The organism is Nocardia wallacei, assembly GCF_029868745.1.
In the GTDB taxonomy this organism is placed as follows: Bacteria; Actinomycetota; Actinomycetes; order Mycobacteriales; family Mycobacteriaceae; genus Nocardia; species Nocardia wallacei_B.
Genome location: NZ_JARWOP010000222.1, coordinates 15424 through 38689, shown reverse-complemented (window position 1 = coordinate 38689; position 23266 = coordinate 15424). Strand labels below are relative to the sequence as shown.

Genomic DNA, 23266 nt, shown 5'->3' with positions numbered 1-23266 from the left:
CCCCACCTTATTCCCGGGGCCCCACCACCGTATTTCCGGGGGTTTTTGGCCGTTAACCCCCCGGGGCACCCCGCAAAAACCCATGCCGGGATGACGGGTGCGGCAGCACACTGGAGATGAGCCTGTCCTACGCGGCGCCCGGCTCCAGCGCCGCCAGCGGGTCGGCGGCGGTGACGCGTTCCCAGGGCGCCGGGTCCGGGAAGTAGCCCTCGAGGAACTGCGAGACGACGCGGACCCGCTCGGCCTCGGGGACCTCGGGGAAACTGCCGTCGTTGAGGCAGAAGAAGTCCACCTTGCGCCGTCGCGCCAGGCCGTCCAACAGGGCCAGGCCGGCGTAGCCGGTGGTGTCGACGTAGCGCACCCGCGCCGCTTCCTGAGGTACCGCGCGGCCGGTGAGCAGCGCGTAGTAGTGGTACAGCGAGTTGGTGACCGAGATGTCGGTGGCCGCCCGGAACCTGCTGCCGCGGGTGCGCGCGAAGTCGGCGCCGAACTCGCGCTCCATCTCCAGCAGCACGCTGCGCCGCAAGGGCACCGGCGTGTGCTCGAGGTGTCGGGTGATGATGTGGCCGAACCGCTTTGCCAGCAGCGCGCGGTTCACCCGCGCGGCGTTCTCGAATCCGCTGCGCCGCTCGTTGTTGCTGCCGGGCCCGATGCGCGTGTCCGCCTCGATGAACCGGCTGATCCCGCCGGGGGTGAAGAACATCGACGGGCGCACCGGGCGGGCGAAGAACATGTCGTCGTTGGAGTAGAGGAAATGCTCCGACAGCCCCTCGATGTGCTGCAGCTGGCATTCCACCGCGTGCGAATTGAACACCGGCAGTCCGCTGGTGTCGGAGAAGTGGTCCTGCGCCCGGACGACGGTCACCTTCGGGTCGTCGGCCAGCCAGTCCGGCACCCGGGAGTCGGTGGCGATGAAGATGCGGCGGATCCACGGCGCGTTCTTGTGCACCGAACGCAGGGCGTACTTCAGCTCGTCGATGTGCCGGATGCGGGCGTCGGCGTCGTCGCCCTCGCCGACCACCACCTGGGCCAGCATTCCCGCACGGCGGGCGCGGAATTCGGGGTCGGTGCCGTCCACCCAGGAGTAGACGAGGTCGATGTCGAAGCCGACATCGGTGGGGTGCGGGGCGAACATTCCCGCCAGGGTGGGCCAGCTGCCGTCGAACAGCAGTACCGTCGTGTACTCCACGTCCGCGACGTCGAAGACGTTGCGGGTCAGCGCGTTCGGGCGCGGGCACGACACCGTGTCACCGTGGTACTCCCATAGCTCGAGGTCGACGTGGTGTGCCGGATCCATGTCCCGACCGAGACGGAACACGTTGTGCCGCAATTCGTTACAGGAGAATCCGGCCACCATGGCCGCGCCCAGCACCCGACGCAGCTGCGCGTGATAGGCGGCGTCGACGGCCAGCGCCAAGCCGTGATCGCCGTCGCGCACCAGCAGATACGGCAGCTCGGCCGCTACCAGTTCGGCCCGCAGGTACCGCAGATCATCGAGCACCGACGCGGACACCGCGAGATTCGCCACCGTCGCCGGGCCGGCCGTCTCCACCTTGTCGAATTCCGTCATCACCGTCTCCTGCCTCGTACTCCGACCGCGACTCCCCGAGCGGAGCCGCGGGCACCATCACCCGTGAAATCACCGGACGCGCGGGCCTCCGCGGTAAGGAACCTTCCGAAAGGCCACACATGCCCTCCGCGATAAGAGCCACGCCCGCATGCCCTCCGCCGCAGGCGGAGGGCTCACCACTGCGTCGAATGCGTTACAAGAAACCGCGTGAGGTCAGACTGTTCGGGAAGGCCGCCCACAGTCGGTATCGGTAGGGCCGAAATCCCATTGCACTCACCTCACTCGTCTTCGGGCGCGCGGGCGCGCCGTACGGATGCTGCTGCGTTCGTCGGGCACCAGGAATCGGTGAGCGACTCGCTACGCCGGGCGTTCATCGACCGGCCACTCGCGTGACCCCGAAAGACGGGGAACTGTTACGAATGATGCAACCAGCGATGCCTGTTCGTCAATCAGGCGGGTCGCAGGTCCCGAGACGTTTTCACATCCGTAACGGAATGATTCCGGGCCGTCGGTATCCGCGCGGGCCGGGCACCACACCCAGTGTACAAGTTAGGGTAGGCTCACCAAGCGTTCGGGTGGAGACTACACGAGGGAGACAGCGTGCGGGTAGTGATTCTGTTCGGGTCCGAGATGGGCACCGCGGAGCGGGCGGCCGAGGCCGTCGCCGACGAACTGGCGCGAGCGCACGATGTCTCGATCTACGACATGTCCGAGTTCGACACCGACGATCTGGACGTGCACGACTTCCACGTCTTCGTCTGCTCCACCTACGGCACGGGCGAGCTGCCGACCGGGGCCGAACCGTTCTTCGACCAGCTCGACGACCGCCTGCCCGATCTGACCGGGCTGCGGTTCGCGGTGTTCGGCCTCGGCGACATCGTCTATGACGACACCTTCAACCGCGGCGGGGAGATCTGCGCCGAGAAACTCACCGCGCTCGGCGCGCGGCAGCTCGGCGAGCACGGCCGCCACGATGCCTCCGGCACCATCCGGTCGCAGGATCAGGCGCGTGAATGGGCCCGATCACTGTCTGTCGAAGCCCTGGCCACCGCCGGAGCCGCGTCCTGACGAGCCCCGGGTCCGGCCCCATATCCGTCTCCATCCCAGCGAGCAAGCGGCGCAACGGCTTACACTGCTAGGAAACGCGCGATCCAGCCCGCAGCGCGAGACGACCGTGAGGTGACGAAATATGGTGGCCGAAGCCCGGGAACGTCAAGAGACCTCGACCGAGCCGCAGGCAGAGATGACCGAGCATCCCGAACTGGACGTACTGCCGGAATGGCCGCGAGACACCATCGGGGTGCTGGTGACCACCGACCCGTCACCCCACGCCATTCCCGTGTCCTGGCCGGTGCGCGCCGGGGATCACCGAATCCTGTTGAGCCTCAGGTCCAATCGCGGCTCGCTGGCCCGGTTACGCAAGCGTCCCGACGTGGCGTTGCTGCTCCTCAGCGGTGACAATGTGGCGCTGTGCGCCCGCGGCACCGCGCGCGTCATCGCCGACCCGATGCCCGACGCCGAGGATTACGTGGCGGTGGCGATCGAGGTCGACGTGATCGATGATCACCGCCAGGGCGCGTTCCTGGTGTCGGCCGGAATTCAGCGCACCGTGCTCGACGAGTCCGAGCTGGAGTACCTGGAGTCGCGTGTCGCTACGCTGCACGACATGGCGCGACACCACAATTGATCCCATGATTGCTGCCTTCTCGATCACCCCGCTCGGCGCCGGAGAGGATGTCGGCCGGGCAGTCGCCGAGGCCGTGCGCGTCGTGCGGGCCAGCGGCCTGCCCAACGAAACCACGGCCATGTACACCTCGATCGAGGGCGACTGGGACGAGGTGATGGCCGTGATCAAACAGGCCACCGACGCCGTCATGGCCGCCGCCCCACGCTGCAGCCTGGTGATCAAGGCCGACATCCGCCCAGGCGTCACCGACGGCCTCGCCTCGAAGGTAGCCAGCGTGGAACGCTACCTCGCCGAGGACTGAGCCGGCGGCACAACGCTTTTCGTCACCCTCCGAGCGCGCCGAGGGACTCCATCATGCCCAGCCCGTCGGAGACGACCCAGTATTCGGCGAGTCGGCCGCCCTCCGCGCGAAAGATGTCCTGCCCCGCGAAGGCGATGCGGGTGCCGGGCGCGGCCGTGGCGCCGGGGATGCCCTCGCGGTAGGAGCCGCGGAAGGTCCAGCGGGCCGCGATCAGGTCGCCGTCGATGAGCGGGCCGACATCCAGGGTGTTCTCGATGTCGTCGAAGAAGTGGCGGGACTGCTCGATCTGGTCGACGACACCCTGCGGGCCGTGCACGTCCAGCGACGGCCAGTGCCCGACGAAACCGGGCGTGAAGATGTCCGCCACGCCGGAGTAGTCGCCGTACCAGACCTCGAACAGCCAGCGGCGGTAGAGCGTCTCGATATCCATACCGCCCATTTTGCGTACGTGTACGCAAAAGTCAAGCGGCGGCGATCAGCGCGTGGACGAGCACGGCGAGATCGTCGGCGAAACGGTCCCGGCGGTCCGGGGCGGTCCAGTACTCGCGCAGGGCGGCCAGGTTCGGATGAGCCGCCGGGTCTACTCCGGCCGGGACGCTGACCTGGTACGGCTGTCGATCGGCCGGACGGGCGGCCACCGCGCGCTGCCGGAGATCACCGAGCGTGTACCCCCAGGCGATCCGATTGGCCGTCGCGGCCTGATCCAGGGTGAGCCCGCACGCCTGCCAGGCGTCGTAGATGCCCTCGAGCAGCCACACGATGGACGGGGCCATCAGATCACCGCGAGCCAGCACGTCCACGATCCACGGCCGCGCGGCGAGCTGATCGTGCTGCCAGGTGAGCAAGGCCAGCAACCGCTCCCGTGGATCCTCGGGCAGTTCCGGCCGCGGCAATTCCCCCACGACCCGATCCAGCACCAGGATCAGCAATTCATCCTTACCCCCGACATGCCGATACAGACTCATCGGCGCGCTACCCAGCGCTTCCGCGACCCGCCGCATCGTCAGTGCCCGGTCCCCTTCGCCGGTCACGATCTCCAGCGCGGCATCCACGATCCGCTCCCGCGACAACCGCGCGGGACGACCACGCCGGGCCCCCGAGGTCGCCGCCGATTCACCGCTATCGCGCTCACCCGCGCGCCGTTCGCTCACGCCAGCAGTCTGTCATCGACCCGATCAGCGCCCACCAAACAACCACCTGCCGTCGCGCGACCCACCGCAGCCCCCGTCATCCCGGTGCGCCTTTGGCCGGGATCCACACCTCGGCCAGTGGATTCCGGCCACAAACGTGCCGGAATGACGGCTTCATTTCCTCACAGGGCGCGGGTCACTGTGGCCAGTACACGCGCCAGTCGGCGGGGGTGAGCGCCGCGCGTTCGCCGCGAGCTGCCTCGGCGGCGTCTTCGGCCGCGCGGATCTGGGTGGCGAAGGCCAGAGTTGCCTTGCGGAGGCGTTCTTCGGCGCTGTCCGGGGTGCCCAAGTGGATTACTCGGAGGGTGTCGGGGATCAGGTCTTCGGGGAGGCCCGCCTTGAGGCTGCGGGAGCGGATCTTCTCGGCCAGGGCGAGGGCGGGCTGGGCCAGGGCGATGCCGTCGAGGCAGGAACGGCGGGCCTTCTCCGTGGATTTCCTTTCCTCCCAAGCCTTTTCCTGCGCCGCGATCTTGTCCTCGACGCTGTCGCCGAAATCCGCCGCGCCGTCCAGCAGGTGCGGGCTGCGGTGGACCAGCTTGTCCACCAGTGCCGCCGCCACGTCCTCGACGGTGAATTCGCCTGCCGCCTCGGCGATCCGGGAATGGAACAGCACCTGGAGCAGCAGGTCGCCGAGCTCCTCCTTGATGGTCTCGACGTCGCCGTGCTGGATGGCGTCGAGCAGTTCGTAGGTCTCCTCGAGCAGGTACGGCCGCAGCGAGTCGTGGGTCTGGGCGACCTCCCAGCCGCCGAAACTCCACAGCCGGTCCATGACGTCGACGGCGGCGGCGAGGCCGTGCGCCATCCGCGCACAGTCCGCCGCGGTGGGGTCGGCCGCGCTCATCGCGCCGCCGACACCTCGGTCGCGACCCGCAGATCGACTGTGCCCTGGGGCTTTCCGTCCAGCGCCAGCAGCAGATCGGCGATGAACTGCAGCAGCCGCACATCCCGCACCCGGGCCGCGCCGACGCTGTCCTCCACCCGCGGCAGCGGCAGCTGCACGATCGAGGTGGTGGGCCGGTAGGTGGCGTTCGGGTACAAACGCTTGAGCCGCAACTGTTTCGAGTCGGGCAGCTGGAGCGGCGACAGCTTCAGCGTGGTGCCGCTGACACCCACCTCGGTGAGCCCGTACTCCCGGCACAGCAGCCGCAGCTTGGCCACCGACACCAGCCGCCCGACCTCCACCGGCAGCGGCCCGTACCGGTCGACGAGTTCCTCCACCACGCCCGCCAACGCCGAATCATCCTGCGCGGCAGCCAGTTTGCGGTATGCCTCCAGGCGCAGCCGGTCGCTGGCGATGTAGTCGGGCGGGATGTGCGCGTCCACCGGCAGGTCGATGCGCACCTCCTTGGATTCCTCGTCGGTGATGATCGGCCGCCCGTCCGCGGCGGCCCGATACGCCTCCACGGCCTCGCCGACCAGCCGCACATACAGGTCGAAGCCGACGCCCGCGACATGCCCGGACTGCTCGGCGCCCAACACGTTTCCGGCGCCGCGAATCTCGAGGTCCTTCATCGCCACGGCCATGCCGGCGCCCAGATCGGAGTTCTGCGAGATGGTCGCCAGCCGGTCGTAGGCCGTCTCGGTGAGCGGCTTGTCCGGCGGGTACAGGAAGTAGGCGTAGCCGCGCTCGCGACTGCGCCCGACCCGGCCGCGCAACTGGTGCAGTTGCGAAAGCCCCAGGGCGTCGGCGCGTTCCACGAGCAGCGTGTTGGCGTTGGAGATGTCCAGGCCGGTCTCGATGATCGTGGTGCACACCAGCACGTCGTATTCGCGCTCCCAGAAGCCCTGCACGGTCTTCTCCAGCGTGTCCTCGTTCATCTGACCGTGCGCGATCGCCACCCGCGCCTCGGGTACCAGATCGCGAATCCGCTTGGCGGACTTGTCGATCGAGGACACCCGGTTGTGCACGTAGAACACCTGCCCGTCGCGCAGCAGCTCGCGGCGGATGGCGGCGGCGACCTGCTTGTCGTTATAGGAGCCGACGTAGGTGAGGACGGGGTGGCGTTCCTCGGGCGGGGTGAGGATGGTCGACATCTCGCGGATACCGGCCAGGCTCATCTCCAGGGTGCGCGGAATCGGGGTGGCCGACATGGTCAGCACGTCGACGTGGGTGCGCAGCGCCTTGATGTGCTCCTTGTGCTCCACGCCGAAGCGCTGTTCCTCGTCGATGATGACCAGGCCCAGTTCCTTCCACCGGATGCCGGTCTGCAGCAGGCGGTGCGTGCCGACGACGATGTCGACGTCGCCGGCGGCCATGCCGTCGAGCACCAGCCGCGACTCGGCGGCGTCGGTGAACCGGGACAGGCCCTTCACCGTGACCGGGAACCCCGCGACCCGCTCCATGAAAGTCTGCAAATGCTGCTGGGCGAGCAGCGTCGTGGGTACCAGGACCGCGACCTGCTTGCCGTCCTGCACCGCCTTGAACGCCGCGCGCACCGCGATCTCGGTCTTGCCGTAACCGACGTCGCCGCAGATCACGCGGTCCATCGGGACGGCCTTCTCCATATCGGACTTGACCTCGGCGATGGCGGTGAGCTGGTCGACGGTCTCGGTGAACGCGAAGGCGTCCTCCATCTCCTGCTGCCACGGCGTGTCGGGTCCGAACGCGTGCCCGGGGGCCGCTTGCCGGGCCGCGTACAGCTGCACCAGCTCGGTGGCGATCTCGCGAACCGCCTTGCGCGCCTTGCGTTTCGTATTCGCCCAGTCCGAGCCGCCGAGCTTGGACAGGCCGGGCATCTCGCCGCCCACGTAGCGCGACAGCTGATCGAGCGAGTCCATCGGCACGTACAGCCGGTCACCGGGCTGGCCGCGCTTGCCGGGCGCGTACTCGATCACCAGGTATTCCCGGCGCGCGCCGCCTACGGTGCGCTCGATCATCTCCACGAACCGGCCGATGCCGTGCTGATCGTGCACCACCAGGTCACCGGCGGACAGCGCCAGCGGGTCGACCTGATTGCGCCGCCGCGCGGGCAGCTTCTTGCCCTCGCCGGGGGCGGTGACCCGGTTGCCGGTGAGATCGGACTCGGCGATGACGACCAGCTTGGCGTCCTCGAACACCACACCGTCGTGCAGCGAGCCGCACAGCACGCCGACCACGCCCGGCGCCGGCTCGGTGCCCGGCTCCAGCGGCGCGGCCGGAACCTCCGCGTCGGCGAGTCGCTCCCGGATGCGTTGCGCCGTACCGTGTCCCGCGACCACCACGACCGCGCGGCCGCCGGTCGTCACGTGTGCGCGCAGCGACGCGAAGACCGTCGCCACCAGCTCCTCCGAGCCGCGCGCGACCGGCGCGGCCAGCACCGGCAGCACCACCTCGGCCGGATCGCCGGAGGCCAGCGGGCTCAGCGTCCACCAGGGCAGGCCGCGCTCGTCGGCGCTGGCATGCACGGCATCGAGCCCGCGGTAGGCCGAGGCCGCCAGATCGAGTCCGTGCGCGCCCAGCGGCGCCGCGCCGCCGAAGGACGCGGCCGTCCACGACGCCTCCAGGAATTCCTGTCCCGTGCGGACCAGGTCGGCGGCGCGGGTGCGGATCTTCTCCGGATCACAGAGCAGCACATGGGTTTCCGCGGGCAGCACGTCGGTGAGCAGCTGCAGATCGCCGGGCCGCAGCGCCGGCAGCAGCGCCTCCATGCCTTCCACCGGGATGCCCTCGGCCAGCTTCGTCAGCATCTCGACCAGCGCGGCGTCGGCCGGGTTCGCGGCGGCCACCTCGGCCGCGCGCACCCGCAGATCACTGGTCAGCAGCAGTTCCCGGCAGGGCTGCGCCACCACGACATCCACGTCCACCTCGGGCAGCGACCGCTGGTCGGCCACCGAGAACGGGCGCAGCTCGGTGACCTCGTCGCCCCAGAACTCCACGCGCACCGGATGATCGGCGGTCGGCGGGAAGACGTCGAGAATGCCGCCGCGCACCGCGAACTCACCGCGCTTGCCGACCATGTCGACCCGCTCGTACGCGAATTCGACCAGGCGCGCGATCAGTTCGTCGAAGTCGTGCTCGACGCCCACGCGCAGCACGATCGGCTCGATATCGCCGAGACCCCCGGCCATCGGCTGGACCAGCGAGCGCACCGTCGTGACGACCACCCGCAGCGGCTCCGGGTAGAACGGATCCTCCGGATGGGCCAGCCGTCGCAGCACCTGCAACCGGCGGCCGACCGTGTCGGCGCCGGGCGAGAGCCGCTCGTGCGGCAGCGTCTCCCAGGAGGGAAACAACGCCACGCCCTCGCCGAGGATCTCGGCGAGTTCACCGGTGAGATCGTCGGCCTCGCGCCCCGTCGCGGTCACCACCACCAGCGGCCGCTGCCGCGCGAGGGTCTCCGCCACGAACGGCCGCACCGCCGACGGCGCCACCAACTGCACGGGCGACCGCCCGACCAGGCTCCGGACCTGCGACAACGCGGCATCGGTACCGGCCACCGCGGCCAGTCCCGCAAGAGGTGGGCGATGGGTGGGCATGACACAGACTCCTGGCACAGAGGAAGCGAATCAGGGCGGCCAACCGAGTCTAGTCACCACCCCCGACACCCCATTACATCCACCACCCCACCTCCCGAAACCTCTGGCAGAACGACACCCCCCAACCGCGGCCCGCCCCGAGTCTGGACTGACGGAGCGGGGGAGCGAAGCGGAGGAGCGGAGGAGGGAAGACTCGGGGTCACGAGGGCCGCGGCCGCCGAAGCGAAGCAAAGGCCAAAATCACGGCACGTAGCGGCGTAATCGCCGGGCCGCGAACTCGCGGAAGTAGGCGACCTTCTCCTCCGGGACGATCGACGGGAGCAGGAAGTACCAGACGCGCTCCATGCGGGCGGCCATCTGGTCGATCGAATCCGTGCCGACCGCGGTGATGTGCACGCCGGAGGACATCTCCTGCAGGAGCAGGCCGATGGTTTCCGGGTCCAGGTCCGGCAGCAGGTCGCCCTGGGCGATCGCGCGTTCGGCCAGCAACTGGTGCGTCTCGCCCCAGGTCTTGGCGATGTTCTCGCCGCTCGCGCCGCGGTAGTCGCCGATCTGGTGGGTGAGTTTGAGCATCGCGCCCACCATCGGATCGTTCATGGTGAGGTCGGCGACCACGTAGGTGATCCCGATACAGGCCTCGAGCGCCGGCACCCGGGGGTCGAAGAACCCCTGACAGGCGCTCACCAGTCGCTCGTTGCCCTGATCGACCACGGCGCGCGCCAGCTCCTCCTTGGAGCCGAAGTGAAAATACAAGGCGCCCTTGGTCACATTGGACTGTGCGATGATCTCGCTCAGGCTCGCGTTCGCGTAACCCAGCCGCAGGAAGACATCGGCCGCGCCCGCAAGGACGGAATCGCGAGTGATCTCCGCACGCGCTTGCCTAGCCATCAGATCCGCCTGTCATCAAACCAGCCATCCTGAAGTAGACCGACATCCCGAAGTTGACCGACATCACAGCTCGAACAGCACTCGAAGGATGGGTGAACCGTACCACCCGACAGGCCCGGGTCAGCGGAATCGAGCATTCGGACCAGCCTCCTTCGCTAATTTTGGGTTAACCGTCCAGTTATTCGCGCCGGACCACCCTCGCTCGGCGCGTCGCACGTCTACGGCGCTGTCCCGCTGGGCCATTCGGAGGCCAGCTGCGGGTCGGCCTCCAGATGGGTGAGCCCGTTCCAGCACAGGTTCACCAGGTGCGCGGCGACCACTTCCTTCGAGGGCTGCCGCTCGTCCAACCACCATGTCGCGGCCGTCGCGACCATGCCGACCAGCGCCTGCGCGTACATGGTGGACAGGCTGGTGTCGAAACCGCGCCGCTCGAAATCGCCGCCGAGAATATGCGCCACCTGATTGACCGCCTCGTTGAGCAGGCTGGAGTAGGTGCCCTCGGCCGCCGACACGGGCTGATCGCGCATCAGGATGCGGAAGCCGTCGGTGCGCTCCTCCATGTAGGTCAGCAACGCCAGTGCCACCTGTTCCAGCCGCACCCGCGACCGGTTCTGCGTCAGCGAGGAGGTGATCATGTCGAGCAGCGTCGACATCTCCCGGTCGACGACCACCGCGTACAGCCCCTCCTTGCCGCCGAAGTGTTCGTACACAACGGGTTTGGACACCTGGGCACGCTGCGCGATCTCCTCGATGGAGGTGGCGTCGTACCCGCGCTCCGCGAACAGCGCGCGGCCGATCTCGATCAACTGCTGCCGCCGCTGGGTTCCGGTCATGCGGGGCCGCGGCGTCCGGCTCGCCTCATTCGAAGACATCGATCCCGCCGCCTCCCTACGAATCCCGTCGCGACTTGCACCGACAACTCTCTCAGACAGCATCGCCCCCGCGCGCGGCAGCCCCGGGACATCTTGGTGAATCTCCCGACGCAACGGCCGATCTCGACGCGACGGCCGATCTCGCCCGGGGCACTCGACCGGTATGGTGCCGGGCAAGGTGGCTCTTTGGGCGTCGGCATGCGAGGATCATTCCCGCGTGCCGTGACGTGGCGGCGGATGTGATGGAATCCGCCGGTGCGACAATCCGCCGTAGTGTAATGGCAGCACCACTGATTTTGGTTCAGTTAGTCCAGGTTCGAGTCCTGGCGGCGGAGCTCGGGGGCGCGGTGACCGCGGTCGGCCGGCACGATGCCCTAAGGTCGATCGGCAGTGCCCGCGGTGACCGAGGACGGAAGTGACCAAGGGACAGCAGCCCACGATGACAGGCAGCCGAGGGAGATCCATGCCACAGCAGACCGCCGTCGTCGTTCTCGCAGCCGGTGCCGGAACTCGAATGCGGTCGAAGACTCCTAAGGTTTTGCATTCACTGGCCGGCCGCAGCATGCTCGCGCACGCGCTGCATGCGGCGAACGAGATCGACCCCGCCTACCTCATCACCGTGATCGGGCACGATCGCGACCAGGTCGGCGCGGCGATGAATTCCGTTGCGGCGGAACTGGGCCGCGAGATCACCCCGGCGGTGCAGGAGCAGCAGCTGGGCACCGGGCACGCGGTGCGGTGCGCGCTGTCGGCGCTGCCCGCCGAATTCGCCGGCGACCTGCTGGTCACCTCCGCCGACGTGCCGCTGCTCGACGGTGACACGCTCTCGGCGCTGCTGGCCGAGCACCGCAGCTATCCACAGCGTTCCGCGGTGACGGTGCTGACCTTCGCACCCGAGGACCCGAACGGCTACGGCCGCATCGTCCGCGACGCCGAGGGCCACGTGCTCGAGATCGTCGAGCACGCCGACGCGACTCCCGAGCAGGCCGCGCTCACCGAGGTCAACTCGGGCGTCTACGTTTTCGACGCCGCCGTGCTGCGCGCCATGATCGGCCGGCTCACCACCGCCAATGCCCAGCACGAGCTGTATCTGACCGATGTGCTGAAGCTGGCGCGCGAGGGCGGGCACCCGGTGCACGGCGCGCGGCTGGTGGACGCCGCCAAGGTCACCGGCGTGAACGACCGCGTGCAGATGGCCGCGGCCGCCCGCATCTTCAATCGCTACATCCTCGAACGCCATATGCGGGCCGGGGTCACCGTCATCGATCCGGCCACGACCTGGGTCGACGCCGGTGTCCGGATCGGCCGCGACGCGGTGCTGCGGCCGGGCGTGCAGTTGCTCGGCAATACGGTCGTCGGCGAGGACGCCGAGGTCGGCCCGGACTCCACCCTCACCGACGTGGTGGTCGGCGACGGCGCCACGGTGGTCCGCACGCACGGGTCGGGCGCGACCATCGGACCCGGCGCGGCCATCGGCCCGTTCGCGTACCTGCGGCCGGGGACGGTCGTCGGGCTCTCCGGCAAGCTCGGGGCTTTCGTCGAGACCAAGAACGCCACCATCGGCGCGCACTCCAAGGTGCCGCACCTGACCTACGTCGGCGACGCCACCATCGGCGAGCACAGCAACATCGGCGCGTCCAGTGTGTTCGTCAACTACGACGGGGTGAACAAACACCATACGGTTGTGGGTTCCCATGTGCGTACCGGTAGTGACACGATGTTCATAGCCCCGGTGACGGTGGGCGACGGCGCCTATTCGGCGGCAGGTACTGTGCTGCGGAGAAACGTTCCGCCGGGGGCATTGGCCGTCTCGGGCGGAGCACAGCGCAATATCGAGGGCTGGGTGCAGCGGAAACGTCCCGGGACCGCTGCGGCACAGGCGGCAGCCGACGCACTCGCGGCCGGCGACAGGGCGAGTCAAGCAATCGAGCAAAAGGATGGCAACAGAGAGTGACCGCGTTCTCGACCGATAATCAGAAGAACCTGATGCTGTTCTCGGGGCGCGCTCACCCCGAGCTGTCCGAGCAGGTGGCGAAGGAACTCGACGTTCCGATCACGCCGCAAACTGCTCGCGACTTCGCCAACGGAGAGATCTTCGTTCGGTTCGAGGAATCCGTGCGCGGTTCGGACGCGTTCGTGATGCAGGGCTTCCCGGCCCCGCTGAACGAGTGGCTGATGGAGCACCTCATCATGCTCGACGCGCTCAAGCGCGGGTCGGCCAAGCGGATCACCTCGGTTTTGCCGTTCTATCCCTACGCCCGGCAGGACAAGAAGCACCGCGGCCGCGAGCCGATCTCCGCCCGCCTGGTCGCCGATCTGCTCAAGACCGCCGGCGCGGACCGGATCATCACCGTCGACCTGCACACCGACCAGATCCAGGGCTTCTTCGACGGTCCCGTCGACCACATGCACGCGCTGGTGCAGCTGTCGGAGTACGTGCGCAACCACTACAGCACCGACAACGTCACCGTCGTCTCCCCCGACGCGGGCCGCGTGAAGGTCGCCGAGAAGTGGGCCGACTCGCTGGGCGGCGCCCCCGTCGCGTTCATCCACAAGACCCGCGACCCGCTGGTGCCCAACCAGGTCAAGTCGCACCGCCCGGTTGGTGACGTGGACGGCCGCACCTGCATCCTGATCGACGACATGATCGACACCGGCGGCACCATCGCCGAGGCCGTGCGCGTGCTGCGCGAGGCCGGCGCCGGTGACGTGGTCATCGCCGCTACCCACGGCGTGCTGTCCAACCCGGCCGCCGAGCGGCTGGCGTCGTGCGGCGCCCGCGAGGTGATCGTCACCAACACGCTGCCGATCACCGAGGACAAGAAGTTCCCCACGTTGACGGTGCTGTCGATCGCCCCGCTGCTGGCCCGCACCATCCGCGAGGTGTTCGAGAACGGCTCGGTCACCGGGCTGTTCAACGGCTCGGCCTAACCCCGGCACGAGCATGCCGGGACGACCTCACGTCGTCCCGGCCCCGCACGCGGGCGATAGGTTGATCTGCATGAGCGAGTTCGCGGGGTTCCCGTTCGCGGGCCTGGACTTCTACGAAGACCTCGAGGCCGACAATTCGAAGACGTTCTGGGCCGCCAACAAGCACGTCTACGAGCAGTCGGTGAAGCAGCCGATGACCGCGCTGATGACCGACCTCGAGGCCGACTTCGGCGCCCCCAAGGTCTTCCGGCCCTACCGGGACGTGCGGTTCTCGAAGAACAAGACGCCGTACAAGGACCACCAGGGGGCCATCGTCCACGTGGCGTCCGGCACCGGGTGGTACGTCCAGATCGGCGCACCGGGACTGTTCGTGGCCGGTGGGATATACGCCGCCTCCCCCGCGCAGCTCGCGCGTCTGCGCGCCACGATCGATGACGAGGTGCGCGGGGCCGAGCTGGAGCGGATTCTCGCCCGGCTGGCGAAGGCCGGATTCCCTACGGGCGGTGATCAACTGAAGACCCGCCCGAAGGGTTACGCCGCCGATCATCCACGCATCGAATTGCTCCGGCACAAGTCCCTGCTGGTGAGCAAGGAGTTCGGCGCGCCCGACTGGCTCCCGACTCCCCGCGCCGCCAAGGAGATTCGCAAGTCCTGGGAGACCATGCGGCCGCTCATCGAGTGGTTGGGCGCGGTCATCGGGGGCGAGAGCGAGGCGCCGCCGCGCCGTTGACCTTCCGGTTCAGCGGCGGGCGGCCAGGACCAGCGCGAAGCGGTCGTACGGATCGGTCCACACCTGCTCGGTGGCGAAACCGCTCGCCGCCAGTTCGGCGGTGAGGCCCTCGACCCGGAACTTGGCGGAGATCTCCGTGCGCATCTGCTCGCCCTCGTCGAAGTGCACCGTGAGGCCCAGGTCGGCGACGGTGGCCGTCATCGCCCGGGTGGCCTCCAGGCGCATCTCGATCCACTCGTTCGCCGCGTCCCACACGGCCACGTGCCGGAAGCTCTCCGGATCGAAATCGGCGCGCAGGCGAGAGTTCAAGACGTACAGCACATTTCGGTTGAATTCGGCAGTGACGCCCGCGGCGTCGTCGTAGGCGGGCACCAGCACGGCCGGATCGATCACCAGGCCCGCGCCGAGCAGCAGTTGCTCCCCCGGCTCGAGCACCTCGTGGACGCCGGACAGGAACTCGGCCCGCTCGGCGGGGACCAGGTTGCCGATGGTGCCGCCCAGGAACGCGATCATCCGGCGGCCGCCGCGCGGCAGATTGTGCAGGGTGTCGGTGAAGTCGCTGACCACCCCGTGCACCGCCAGGCCCGGGAACTCCGCGACGAGCTGCTGAGCGGCCTCGCGCAGTGCCGACACCGAGACATCCTGCGGGACATAGGTTTTCAGCGGCCCGGCGCTGCTCAGCGCGGACAGCAGCAGCCTGGTCTTGGCCGCCGAGCCCGCCCCCAGCTCGACGAGCACCTCCGCCTGCGCGATCCGGGCGATCTCGCCGACGACCCGCTCCAGCAGCGCCCGCTCGGTCCGCGTCGGGTAGTACTCCGGCAGCGCGGTGATCGCCTCGAACAGCTCGCTGCCCCGGGCGTCGTAGAACCACTTGGGCGGCAAGGTCTTCGGCGTCGACGTGAGGCCCAGGCGGGCATCCGACCGCAGCGCGGCGGTGAGGTCGTCGTCGGTGAGGTGGATCTCCAGCGTCGGTGCGGTCATGAAGAGGCCCTTTCGGATTCGGCGGAGGCGAGGGGGACGACGGACAGGTGGCCGGGCCGGGCCGTCACCAGCTGCCGGTCCGCGATGGCCTGCCAGCGCGGGTCGTCGTCGTAGGGTTCGGAGGACAGGGTCACCGACGTGTCGGTGGCCAGCACCGACAGCGAGTGGTACACGGTGGTGGCCCACAGGGTTTCGCCGTCGCTCAGCAGCAGGTTCAGCCGGGCCCGCGGCGCGCGGGCGAGGACCGCCGAGACCAGCAGCCGCAGCGCGCGGCCGGGAACAGCGGCGCTCTCGGGCCAGTCGTCGGCGACGAGGGTCCACGATTCGGGGGTTTCGGCGATGGCGTAACCGTCCGCGGCGGGCGCGGCGCCGTTCGATGCGATCGGCACACGGTCGAATTCCGCCGCCTCGTGCAGCTTTTCGAGCAGATCGCGCAGGATGACCCAGAGCAGGGCGGAATCGGTGTGCGACTCGGCGTCCAGCAGCGTGGCCACGCCCAGTTCGGCGGCCACCTCGGTCAGCACCCGCTGCCAGTCCTGGACCACCCCGTTGTGGCTGAACGCCCAGCGGCCGTGGGTGAACGGGGCACAGGCCGAGCGCTCCACGGGCATTCCCACCGTCGCCGACCGCACTGCCGCCAGCACCGCCGTCGACCGTAGCTGCGGCAGCACCTCGTCCACCGCGGGGTCGGTCCAGATCGGCGCGGGATTGCGATAGCGGCTGGCCGCCAACGTGATAGGAGAGCGGCCGCCGATTCGGCCCGCCATCCGTGCCGAGGCCGCCTCGGGACCGCGCGAACGCGCGCGGTCACCGGTCGAGGATGCGCCGCCCGCCTCGACCACGGGCACCCACCACGCGACCCCGAAACCGTCGGCGTTGATCGTGCCGCCGCCGCGCATGTCTCGCGGCTGCCACGCCTGGCTGCGCAGGGAATGTTCGCCGCGGGTGAGTAGTGCGCCGACGGGAGCCGGCGGGCCGAGGTAGCCGAGATGACGGCACATCAGCGCTCGTCCGGGCGCAGGTCGCGGGCCAGGCGGAAACCCGAGAAGATCTGACGGCGGATCGGGTGGTCCCAGTTGCGGAAGGTACCGCGGCAGGCGACCGGATCGGTGCCGAACGAGCCGCCGCGCAGCATCTTGTAGTCGCCGCCGAAGAACACCTCCGAGTACTCCCGATACGGGAACGCCTCGAACCCGGGGTACGCCTCGAAACCCGAAGCGGTCCACTCCCAGACGTCACCGATCAGCTGGTGCACACCGGCCGGGGAGGCGCCCTCCGGATACGCCCCCACCTCGGCCGGTTCCAGGTGGCGCTGGCCGAGATTCGCCGTGGCCGCGGTGGGATCGGCATCGCCCCAGGGGTAGCGCCGGGTCTGCCCGGTGGCCGGGTCGAATCGGGCCGCCTTCTCCCATTCGGCCTCGGTGGGCAAGCGCTTACCGGCCCAGTTGGCGTAGGCCTCGGCCTCGAACCAGCACACGTGCACTACCGGCTGGTGCGGACGCACCGGTTCCATGGTCCCGAAAACGCGCCGCCACCAAGAGTTTCCGCCATCGCGCTCCCAGAACTGCGGTGCGACCAGCCCGGCGTCGGTGCGGTGCGCCCAGCCGCGCTCGGACCACAGCTCCGGCCGCTGGTAACCGCCGTCATCGATGAATCGCTGGTACTGCGCGTTGGTCACCGGTGCGGCGTCGATGGCGAAGGCGGGGACATGCACGCGATGGGCGGGCCGCTCGTTGTCCAGCGCCCACGGATCGGTCGAGGTGCCCATCGTGAATTCGCCCGCGGGAACGAGCACTTCATCCGAGACCGGCACGCGAGACGTGGGCGCGGCCTCCGCCCGGAGGACCGCCGGACCTACGCGCAGCTGATGTGTCGCCAGCATGGTCTCGTCGTGCTGCTGCTCGTGCTGGGCGATCATGCCGAACGCGAAGCCGCCCTCGACCAGCCGGGCGCCGCGTAAGGCGCTGCCGGACAGCACATCCCACACCTTCAGCCGGACATCGCCGACATAGCCGCGGGCCTCCTCGGCCGTCAGCAGCGGGAGCGCGGGCCGGTCGGCGCGGGGATGCTGGAACGCGTCGTAGAGGTGGTCGATGTCGGACCGCACCGGCTCCCGGCCGCCGACATCGCGCACCAGCCACAGCTCCTCCTGGTTGCCGATGTGCGCGAGATCCCAGACCAGCGGGCTCATCAGCCGCGAATGCTGCGCCACCAGCTCCGCCTCGTCGACGCAGTCGGTGAGCGCCGCCGTCCTGGCGCGCGCCCGCACGAGCACCTCGGCGATCTGCTCGCGCAGTCGCTCGGTGTCGGCGCGATCGGTCCCGGTGAGATGAACGGTCATGAGTGTTCTCCGAAATCGTCGAGCGGGGAGGGGTGTACGGGGTGCCCGGCCGGGTCAGGTGGGCATGCGGCCGTCGCGACATCGGCGGACGGCCTCCTGTAGTTCGGCCGCGGCCGCCGACGTCGCCGCGTGCGCCGCGGCCAGGTCGAGCAATTCCACTGCCGCCGAACGGATCTGCGGATCCGCGAGGCCGCTGCGGGCTGCCTCCAGCCATTGATCGGCGACGGGAACGGCCACACGGGTGGCCTCGGCGACGACGGCGGGCGTGGACAGGAGCGACTCCAGCGCGTGGACCGGCACGCTCCACGAGTCGCCGGGCTGCGCGTCGAGGTAGCGGACCTCCAGATGCCCCGAGGCCCGCACGGGCGGGAACATGGTGGTCAGGTGATAGTCGAGATCGGCCGCCGCCGGTGGGCGGCCGATCTCGTCGTCGAGCGCGCCGCACAGCCCGTCGGCGAAGGTGGCGCCCGGTGGGGCGGCCCAATCGCCGGCGCCGTCCGACCGGACGCACAGCAGGGGGACGTCCAGCACCCAGCGGGCGTAGTCGGTCACCGGATCGGACCAGTGCCGCACCGACGGGCGGGTACGGGCGTGGTCGAGCCGGAGCCAGGCGCGCATGCGCTGCGAGGCCCACGCGCCGGCCGGGGCGCCCTGGAGTTCGGGCGAGCAGGCGAAGGCGGCGAGCAGGGCCGGGCCGACGGCGTACAGGGCGGTCCAGCGCGCGGCTATCTCGGCCGGATCCGCACCGGCGTCGACGCTCACCTGCGTCGCCGCGGTGTTGCACATCATGAGTTTGCCGAACGGGCCGATCCCCTCGAAACTGCGCTCCATGGCCTGGTATCGCGGCAGTTGCAGGACTCGCGCCGGATGGCGGGTGGCATCGGCGGCCGCCGCGACGATACGAATGGACCGGGCGTGAAGCATTTTCTCCAACAGGCGCGCATCCGCGCGCAGGCGCTCACACAATTCGGTCGCCGCCGGAAACGGGGCGCTGGAAAGTTCGATCTGACCACCGGGTTCTACGGTGACCCTGCTGCCCCCGGGCAGCGGCAGGGCCGGGGATTCGGCGGCGACGGACCGTGGTGCGTACGGCCCCAGCGCCGCCGCGAGCTCCGACAGCTCGGGACGCGCCGGCGGCGTCGAAGGTTCACCCTGCACGGTGAGCCACTCCAGTTCGGCGCCGATCAGCGCCGGTGGACCCTGTTTGAAGCAGACGCCGCCGATGTACGCCTCTGCCGCGGCTCGCGAAGAGAGGCCGGGGCCTGCGCCGATCGGGGCCCGTACTGCCGTGATAGCCATTGCCAATCCTCCGCTCTGCCGCCGCTGACCTGTGCCAGCCGCCGCAGCCGTGCCGCCGATAGCTGTGTCACGAAAGACCGGACCGCTGCCTTCCGCCGACCCGACCCAGAGTAACGGGGGTGACCGACAAGAGTCCTGAAGAATTGGTGACATACTCCCCACAAAGCCGCCCTAACAGGGAAAATGCGTCACCGAAGGAAATCGCTCGGAGAGCTTGGCACCCCTGCCGCGGGCGCGGGATCTTCTATCGTCGATGAGGTGCTGGATCAGACTCGCCTTCGCGCCGACATCGCCGCCTACGACGACACCGCCCGGCCGTCGCCGGTCTTCCTCGACAGCGCCGGCTCCTCGCTGCCGCCGCGAGTCGTGGTGGACACCGTGATCGGCCACCTGCGCCGGGAGGCCGAGGTCGGCGGCTATCGCGCGGCCAACGAACGGCTGGCCGACCTGGCCGCGGTGCGGTCGGCCATCGGCGCCCTGATCAACGCCGATCCGTCGGGAATCGCGCTGAGCGACAGCGCGACCCGGTCCTGGGCCGACTTCTTCTACTCGATCCCGCTGGCCCCCGGCGACCGGATCCTGGTCTCGGGCGCGGACTACGCCAGCAACGCCATCGCGGCCCTGCAGCGCGCCCGCGCGACCGGCGCCGTGGTCGAGGCCATTCCCACCGATCCGACCGGGCAGCTCGATGTCGACGCCCTGGCCGAGTTGGTCGACGAGCGCGTGAAGCTGGTGTCGCTGCTGCACGCCCCCACCAACGGGGGTCTGGTCAACCCGGTCGCGGAGGCCGCCCGGGTGGTGCGCGAGGCGGGCGCGATCGTGCTGCTGGACGCCTGCCAGTCGGCGGGCCAGTTGCCCCTCGACGTCGCGGCGCTCGGCGTCGACGCCCTGTCCGCCACCGGACGCAAATGGCTCCGCGGCCCGCGCGGCACCGGATTCCTTTACGTACGAACGGAATTGGCCGCGACCATGGAGCCGGCCCGCCTGGACCTGCACAGCGCGCAATGGACGGGCCCGCGGGAGTACCGCCTGGCCCCCGATGCCACCCGCTTCGAATTCTGGGAACACGATGTCGCGGCTCGCCTCGGTCTCGGCGCCGCCGTGCGTTATCTGCTGGAACTCGGTCCGGGGCAGGTCTACGACGCGGTCGCCGCCAATGCCGGGTATCTGCGCAAGACGCTCCCCCAGATCGGCGGCGTCACCGTGCGCGATCTCGGGACACAGCACAGCGGGATCGTCTCGTTCACCGTCGAGGGCCTGCACCCCCACGAGGTCCGCGACCGCCTGGCGGAACAGGGCATCACGGTCACCGTCAGCCATCGCGGCTCCACGCTGCTCGATATGTCCGCCCGCGGACTCGACGCGGTGGTGCGCGCCTCCCCGCACTGCTTCGTCACCACCGCCGAGCTGGATCGTTTCGCCGACGCCGTCGCCGCGCTCGCCGCCGGGCACTGAGCGCCGCGCCCGGCCCGGCCGTGCCCGCCATCGCGCGGGCGACGGCCCGATGAACCGGGTCGGCACGGGATCCGTAATCCGGTTGTGTGGGGTCGAGCGAGAACCGCCCACGCTCTCGCTCGGCTCCGCTTCCCGTGTCCGACTTCGTGAGGGAGTCGATCGTGAGCCGGTTCACCGACGAGATGTACGCGACCGCGCGCGAATCCACGCGCGGCCTGGTCACCGGGGAGCCGGCGGCGCCGCGCCGGCAGACCTGGGGCGAGATACACCGCACCGCCCGCCGGATGGCCGGTGGCCTGGCCGCCGCCGGTCTCGCACACGGTGACGCGGTCGGGGTGCTGGCCGGCCTCCCGGCCGATATCGCCCCGGCATGCCAGGCGATCTGGATGCGCGGCGCGTCGATCACGATGCTGCACCAGCCGACGCCGCGCACCGACCTGATGCAGTGGGCGCACGACACCGAGACCGTGCTGCACATGATCGAGGCCCGCGCCGTGGTGCTGGGCGCGCCGTTCGAGGCGGCCGCCCCGCTGCTGGTCGAACGCGGCATCACCGTCGTGCGCATCGACGACCTGCCCGCCGGTCCGGACACCGATCCGCTGCCGACCGCCGAGAGCGATATCGCTCTGCAACAGCTGACCTCGGGCTCGACCGGGTCGCCGAAGGCGGTCCGGATCACGCACGGCAACTTCCTCGCCAACGCCTACGCCATGTTCGACCGGGTCAAATTCCAGCTCGACCACGACGTGATGATCAGTTGGCTGCCGCTGTTCCACGACATGGGCATGGTCGGATTCCTCAGCGTGCCCATGCAATTCGGCGCCGAGGTGGTGTGCGTGACACCGCTGGACTTCCTGCACCGGCCGTTGCTGTGGGCCGAGCTGATCACGAAGTATCGCGGGACCGTCACGGCCGCACCGAATTTCGCCTACGCGCTGCTGTCCCGCCGCCTGCGCCAAGCCGACGACGGCGCGGTGGACCTGAGCAGCGTGCGCTACATGTGGAACGGCGCGGAGCCGGTCGATCCCGACACCATCGAGGCCCTCGCGGCCGCGGGAAAACGATTCGGGCTCAACCCGATGGCGATCACGCCCGTGTACGGGATGGCGGAAACCACACTGGCCGTGTCGATCCCGGATCCCGGGCACGGCATGGTGCTCGACATCGTCGACGCCGACCTGCTGGAGGCGCTGGGAAAGGCCGTGCCGGTGGCGGATCCGCGCACCCATCACGGCGCCGTGCGGCGGCTGCCGACGCTGGGCTACCTGGTCGACGGGCTGGAGGGCCGCGTGGTCGACAACGAGCGCACGCCGCTGCCGACCCGCTCGGTCGGAGTGATCGAGGTGCGCGGGGCCGCGGTCACCGCCGGTTACGTCACGGTCGACGGCTTCCTGCCCACCCGGGACGACGCGGGCTGGCTGGACACCGGCGATATCGGCTACTTCACCGAGGAGGGCCTGATCGTCGTGTGCGGCCGGATCAAGGACGTCATCATCATGGGCGGCCGCAACATCTTCCCGACCGACATCGAGCGCGCCGCGCTGCGCGTGCGCGGGGTGCGGCCGGGCAACGCGGTCGCGGTCCGGCTGGACGCGGGCCAGTATCGCGAGAGCTTCGCCGTGGTGGTGGAGACCAACGACCACCAGAACGCCGCGGAGGTCCGGCGCATCGAACACGACATCGTGCACGAGGTGTTCGCCGAGGTGGGCGTGCGCCCGCGCAGCGTGACAGTCCTGGGACCGGGAGCCCTGCCCAAAACTTCGTCGGGCAAGCTGCGCCGCACCGCGACCGCGACCCTCACCAGAACGAGCAAGTAGCCGAAGCCCCATCCCCCCTGTCATTCCGGCGTGCTTTTGGCCGGAATCCACAGAGCGGCAGTGGATCCCGGCCAAAAAAGCACGCCGGGATGACGGTGGTTGCCGGATGACGGTGGTTGTGCGCCGAAAGAGTTCGCGCTCAGTGCAATTGGTTCTGCGCCGGTTCCAGCCCGACGCGCAGGAGCAGTTCCACGGCGTCGGCGGCCTGCTCCACGAGGACGGGGACCTCCTTGCGCTCGACCGATGAGAACGGCTTGAGCACGAAGTCGGCCGGGTCCTGTCGGCCCGGCGGCCGGCCGATGCCGAACCGCACCCGCAGGTAGTCCTTGGTGGTCAGAGCGCTGGACACCGAGCGCAGCCCGTTGTGCCCGCCCTCGCCGCCACCGCGCTTGAGCCGGATGGCGCCGAACGGCAGATCGAGTTCGTCGTGCACGACGATCACCTCGTCCGCCGGGACCGAGAAGAACCGCGCCAGCGCCGCGACCGGCCGGCCGGACACGTTCATGTACGTACGCGGCTTGGCCAGCAACACTTTTCGCCCGTCCAGCCGGGCCTCGAGCAGGTCTGCGCCGGACTTCTTGTGCACGGTGAAACGACCGCCGACACGCCCCGCGAGCACATCGGCGACCAGGAAGCCGACATTGTGCCGGGTGCGCTCGTACTCGGGCCCTGGATTCCCCAGGCCGACCACGAGCGCGGGCCGCGGCGGTCCGCCGTTCGGTTCGGTCATCGAAAACCGTTACGCGCCG

Annotated in this window: 20 protein-coding genes and 1 tRNA gene; 9 read left to right on the top strand and 12 right to left on the bottom strand. The window is 69.5% G+C overall.

Going from position 1 to position 23266, the window contains the following annotated elements:
• Positions 1-127: 127 nt before the first annotated feature.
• Positions 128-1570 carry a stealth family protein gene (locus QH470_RS18820; protein WP_280273695.1) on the bottom strand — a complete coding sequence of 481 codons (1443 nt, stop codon included), beginning with the start codon at positions 1568-1570 and terminating at the stop codon, positions 128-130.
• Positions 1571-2170: 600 nt separating this feature from the next.
• Between QH470_RS18820 and QH470_RS18815 the strand changes: the two genes are divergently transcribed.
• From QH470_RS18815 to QH470_RS18805, 3 genes are all read left to right on the top strand, one after another.
• Positions 2171-2638, top strand: a complete 468-nt coding sequence (locus tag QH470_RS18815; RefSeq protein ID WP_280273694.1) for a flavodoxin domain-containing protein — start codon at positions 2171-2173, stop codon at positions 2636-2638.
• Between the two features lie 121 nt (positions 2639-2759).
• Entirely contained in the window at positions 2760-3257 is a 498-nt protein-coding gene (locus tag QH470_RS18810) for a hypothetical protein (RefSeq protein ID WP_280273693.1), read from the top strand.
• A 4-nt stretch (positions 3258-3261) separates the two neighbouring features.
• Positions 3262-3558 carry an MTH1187 family thiamine-binding protein gene (locus QH470_RS18805; protein WP_280273692.1) on the top strand — a complete coding sequence of 99 codons (297 nt, stop codon included), beginning with the start codon at positions 3262-3264 and terminating at the stop codon, positions 3556-3558.
• Between the two features lie 22 nt (positions 3559-3580).
• Here the strand turns inward: QH470_RS18805 and QH470_RS18800 are convergent, their stop codons facing one another.
• The 6 genes from QH470_RS18800 to QH470_RS18775 all read right to left on the bottom strand — a co-directional run bounded on the left by QH470_RS18800 (position 3581) and on the right by QH470_RS18775 (position 10924).
• On the bottom strand, positions 3581-3988 hold the full coding sequence (locus tag QH470_RS18800) for an ester cyclase (RefSeq protein WP_280273691.1): 408 nt from the start codon (positions 3986-3988) through the stop codon (positions 3581-3583).
• Between the two features lie 31 nt (positions 3989-4019).
• The gene (locus QH470_RS18795) at positions 4020-4709 is read right to left on the bottom strand and encodes a TetR/AcrR family transcriptional regulator (RefSeq protein ID WP_280273690.1); all 690 of its coding nucleotides are present in this window, start codon (positions 4707-4709) and stop codon (positions 4020-4022) included.
• Between the two features lie 175 nt (positions 4710-4884).
• Positions 4885-5589 carry a nucleoside triphosphate pyrophosphohydrolase gene (locus QH470_RS18790; RefSeq protein WP_280273689.1) on the bottom strand — a complete coding sequence of 235 codons (705 nt, stop codon included), beginning with the start codon at positions 5587-5589 and terminating at the stop codon, positions 4885-4887.
• The gene (mfd, locus tag QH470_RS18785) at positions 5586-9203 is read right to left on the bottom strand and encodes a transcription-repair coupling factor (protein ID WP_280273688.1); all 3618 of its coding nucleotides are present in this window, start codon (positions 9201-9203) and stop codon (positions 5586-5588) included. Before mfd ends, QH470_RS18790 begins: the two co-directional genes overlap by 4 nt.
• Before the next feature lie 240 nt (positions 9204-9443).
• On the bottom strand, positions 9444-10091 hold the full coding sequence (locus QH470_RS18780) for a TetR/AcrR family transcriptional regulator (RefSeq protein WP_280273687.1): 648 nt from the start codon (positions 10089-10091) through the stop codon (positions 9444-9446).
• Between the two features lie 218 nt (positions 10092-10309).
• Positions 10310-10924, bottom strand: coding sequence for a TetR/AcrR family transcriptional regulator (locus QH470_RS18775; protein WP_187688938.1), 615 nt, complete (start codon positions 10922-10924; stop codon positions 10310-10312).
• A gap of 303 nt (positions 10925-11227) precedes the next feature.
• Here QH470_RS18775 and QH470_RS18770 point away from each other — a divergent pair.
• The 4 genes from QH470_RS18770 to QH470_RS18755 all read left to right on the top strand — a co-directional run bounded on the left by QH470_RS18770 (position 11228) and on the right by QH470_RS18755 (position 14624).
• A tRNA-Gln gene (locus QH470_RS18770) sits at positions 11228-11298 on the top strand.
• A 128-nt stretch (positions 11299-11426) separates the two neighbouring features.
• Entirely contained in the window at positions 11427-12917 is a 1491-nt protein-coding gene (gene glmU / locus QH470_RS18765; RefSeq protein WP_280273686.1) for a bifunctional UDP-N-acetylglucosamine diphosphorylase/glucosamine-1-phosphate N-acetyltransferase GlmU, read from the top strand.
• The gene (locus tag QH470_RS18760; RefSeq protein WP_187686827.1) at positions 12914-13894 is read left to right on the top strand and encodes a ribose-phosphate diphosphokinase; all 981 of its coding nucleotides are present in this window, start codon (positions 12914-12916) and stop codon (positions 13892-13894) included. The genes glmU and QH470_RS18760 overlap by 4 nt, the downstream gene beginning before the upstream one ends.
• Positions 13895-13964: 70 nt before the next feature.
• Positions 13965-14624: a DUF2461 domain-containing protein gene (locus QH470_RS18755; protein ID WP_280273685.1), complete on the top strand. Its 660-nt coding sequence runs from the start codon at positions 13965-13967 to the stop codon at positions 14622-14624.
• Between the two features lie 9 nt (positions 14625-14633).
• On the opposite strand, the gene egtD is transcribed toward QH470_RS18755, so the two are convergent.
• From egtD to egtA, 4 genes are read right to left on the bottom strand one after another with little or no spacing between them, the layout of a single operon-like run.
• Positions 14634-15605 (bottom strand): L-histidine N(alpha)-methyltransferase, encoded by a 972-nt coding sequence (gene egtD, locus QH470_RS18750; RefSeq protein WP_280273684.1) that lies wholly within the window; start codon positions 15603-15605, stop codon positions 14634-14636.
• A complete protein-coding gene (locus QH470_RS18745; RefSeq protein ID WP_280273683.1) occupies positions 15602-16606 on the bottom strand; it encodes a class II glutamine amidotransferase domain-containing protein in 1005 nt (334 codons plus the stop codon). The genes egtD and QH470_RS18745 overlap by 4 nt, the downstream gene beginning before the upstream one ends.
• Positions 16606-17946, bottom strand: a complete 1341-nt coding sequence (gene egtB / locus QH470_RS18740) for an ergothioneine biosynthesis protein EgtB (RefSeq protein WP_280273682.1) — start codon at positions 17944-17946, stop codon at positions 16606-16608. Before egtB ends, QH470_RS18745 begins: the two co-directional genes overlap by 1 nt.
• Before the next feature lie 54 nt (positions 17947-18000).
• A complete protein-coding gene (gene egtA / locus QH470_RS18735; protein WP_280273681.1) occupies positions 18001-19245 on the bottom strand; it encodes an ergothioneine biosynthesis glutamate--cysteine ligase EgtA in 1245 nt (414 codons plus the stop codon).
• Positions 19246-19503: 258 nt separating this feature from the next.
• Between egtA and QH470_RS18730 the strand changes: the two genes are divergently transcribed.
• Together QH470_RS18730 and QH470_RS18725 are read left to right on the top strand one after the other, a co-directional pair.
• Positions 19504-20700 carry an aminotransferase class V-fold PLP-dependent enzyme gene (locus QH470_RS18730; protein ID WP_425302701.1) on the top strand — a complete coding sequence of 399 codons (1197 nt, stop codon included), beginning with the start codon at positions 19504-19506 and terminating at the stop codon, positions 20698-20700.
• 161 nt (positions 20701-20861) lie between these two features.
• Entirely contained in the window at positions 20862-22517 is a 1656-nt protein-coding gene (locus tag QH470_RS18725; RefSeq protein WP_280273680.1) for a fatty acyl-AMP ligase, read from the top strand.
• A 139-nt stretch (positions 22518-22656) separates the two neighbouring features.
• On the opposite strand, the gene pth is transcribed toward QH470_RS18725, so the two are convergent.
• Complete coding sequence (gene pth, locus QH470_RS18720) at positions 22657-23247, bottom strand: aminoacyl-tRNA hydrolase (RefSeq protein ID WP_280273679.1); 591 nt, start codon at positions 23245-23247, stop codon at positions 22657-22659.
• Positions 23248-23266: the final 19 nt, after the last annotated feature.

Excerpts from the sequence above, each read along its gene's own strand:
- QH470_RS18820 (WP_280273695.1), bottom strand. The coding sequence starts at position 1,570 with ATGACGGAATTCGACAAGGTGGAGACGGCCGGCCCGGCGACGGTGGCG.
- QH470_RS18810 (WP_280273693.1), top strand. The coding sequence starts at position 2,760 with ATGGTGGCCGAAGCCCGGGAACGTCAAGAGACCTCGACCGAGCCGCAG.
- QH470_RS18805 (WP_280273692.1), top strand. The coding sequence starts at position 3,262 with ATGATTGCTGCCTTCTCGATCACCCCGCTCGGCGCCGGAGAGGATGTC.
- QH470_RS18800 (WP_280273691.1), bottom strand. The coding sequence starts at position 3,988 with ATGGATATCGAGACGCTCTACCGCCGCTGGCTGTTCGAGGTCTGGTAC.
- QH470_RS18790 (WP_280273689.1), bottom strand. The coding sequence starts at position 5,589 with ATGAGCGCGGCCGACCCCACCGCGGCGGACTGTGCGCGGATGGCGCAC.
- mfd (WP_280273688.1), bottom strand. The coding sequence starts at position 9,203 with ATGCCCACCCATCGCCCACCTCTTGCGGGACTGGCCGCGGTGGCCGGT.
- QH470_RS18780 (WP_280273687.1), bottom strand. The coding sequence starts at position 10,091 with ATGGCTAGGCAAGCGCGTGCGGAGATCACTCGCGATTCCGTCCTTGCG.
- QH470_RS18775 (WP_187688938.1), bottom strand. The coding sequence starts at position 10,924 with ATGACCGGAACCCAGCGGCGGCAGCAGTTGATCGAGATCGGCCGCGCG.
- glmU (WP_280273686.1), top strand. The coding sequence starts at position 11,427 with ATGCCACAGCAGACCGCCGTCGTCGTTCTCGCAGCCGGTGCCGGAACT.
- QH470_RS18755 (WP_280273685.1), top strand. The coding sequence starts at position 13,965 with ATGAGCGAGTTCGCGGGGTTCCCGTTCGCGGGCCTGGACTTCTACGAA.
- egtD (WP_280273684.1), bottom strand. The coding sequence starts at position 15,605 with ATGACCGCACCGACGCTGGAGATCCACCTCACCGACGACGACCTCACC.
- QH470_RS18745 (WP_280273683.1), bottom strand. The coding sequence starts at position 16,606 with ATGTGCCGTCATCTCGGCTACCTCGGCCCGCCGGCTCCCGTCGGCGCA.
- egtB (WP_280273682.1), bottom strand. The coding sequence starts at position 17,946 with ATGACCGTTCATCTCACCGGGACCGATCGCGCCGACACCGAGCGACTG.
- egtA (WP_280273681.1), bottom strand. The coding sequence starts at position 19,245 with ATGGCTATCACGGCAGTACGGGCCCCGATCGGCGCAGGCCCCGGCCTC.
- pth (WP_280273679.1), bottom strand. The coding sequence starts at position 23,247 with ATGACCGAACCGAACGGCGGACCGCCGCGGCCCGCGCTCGTGGTCGGC.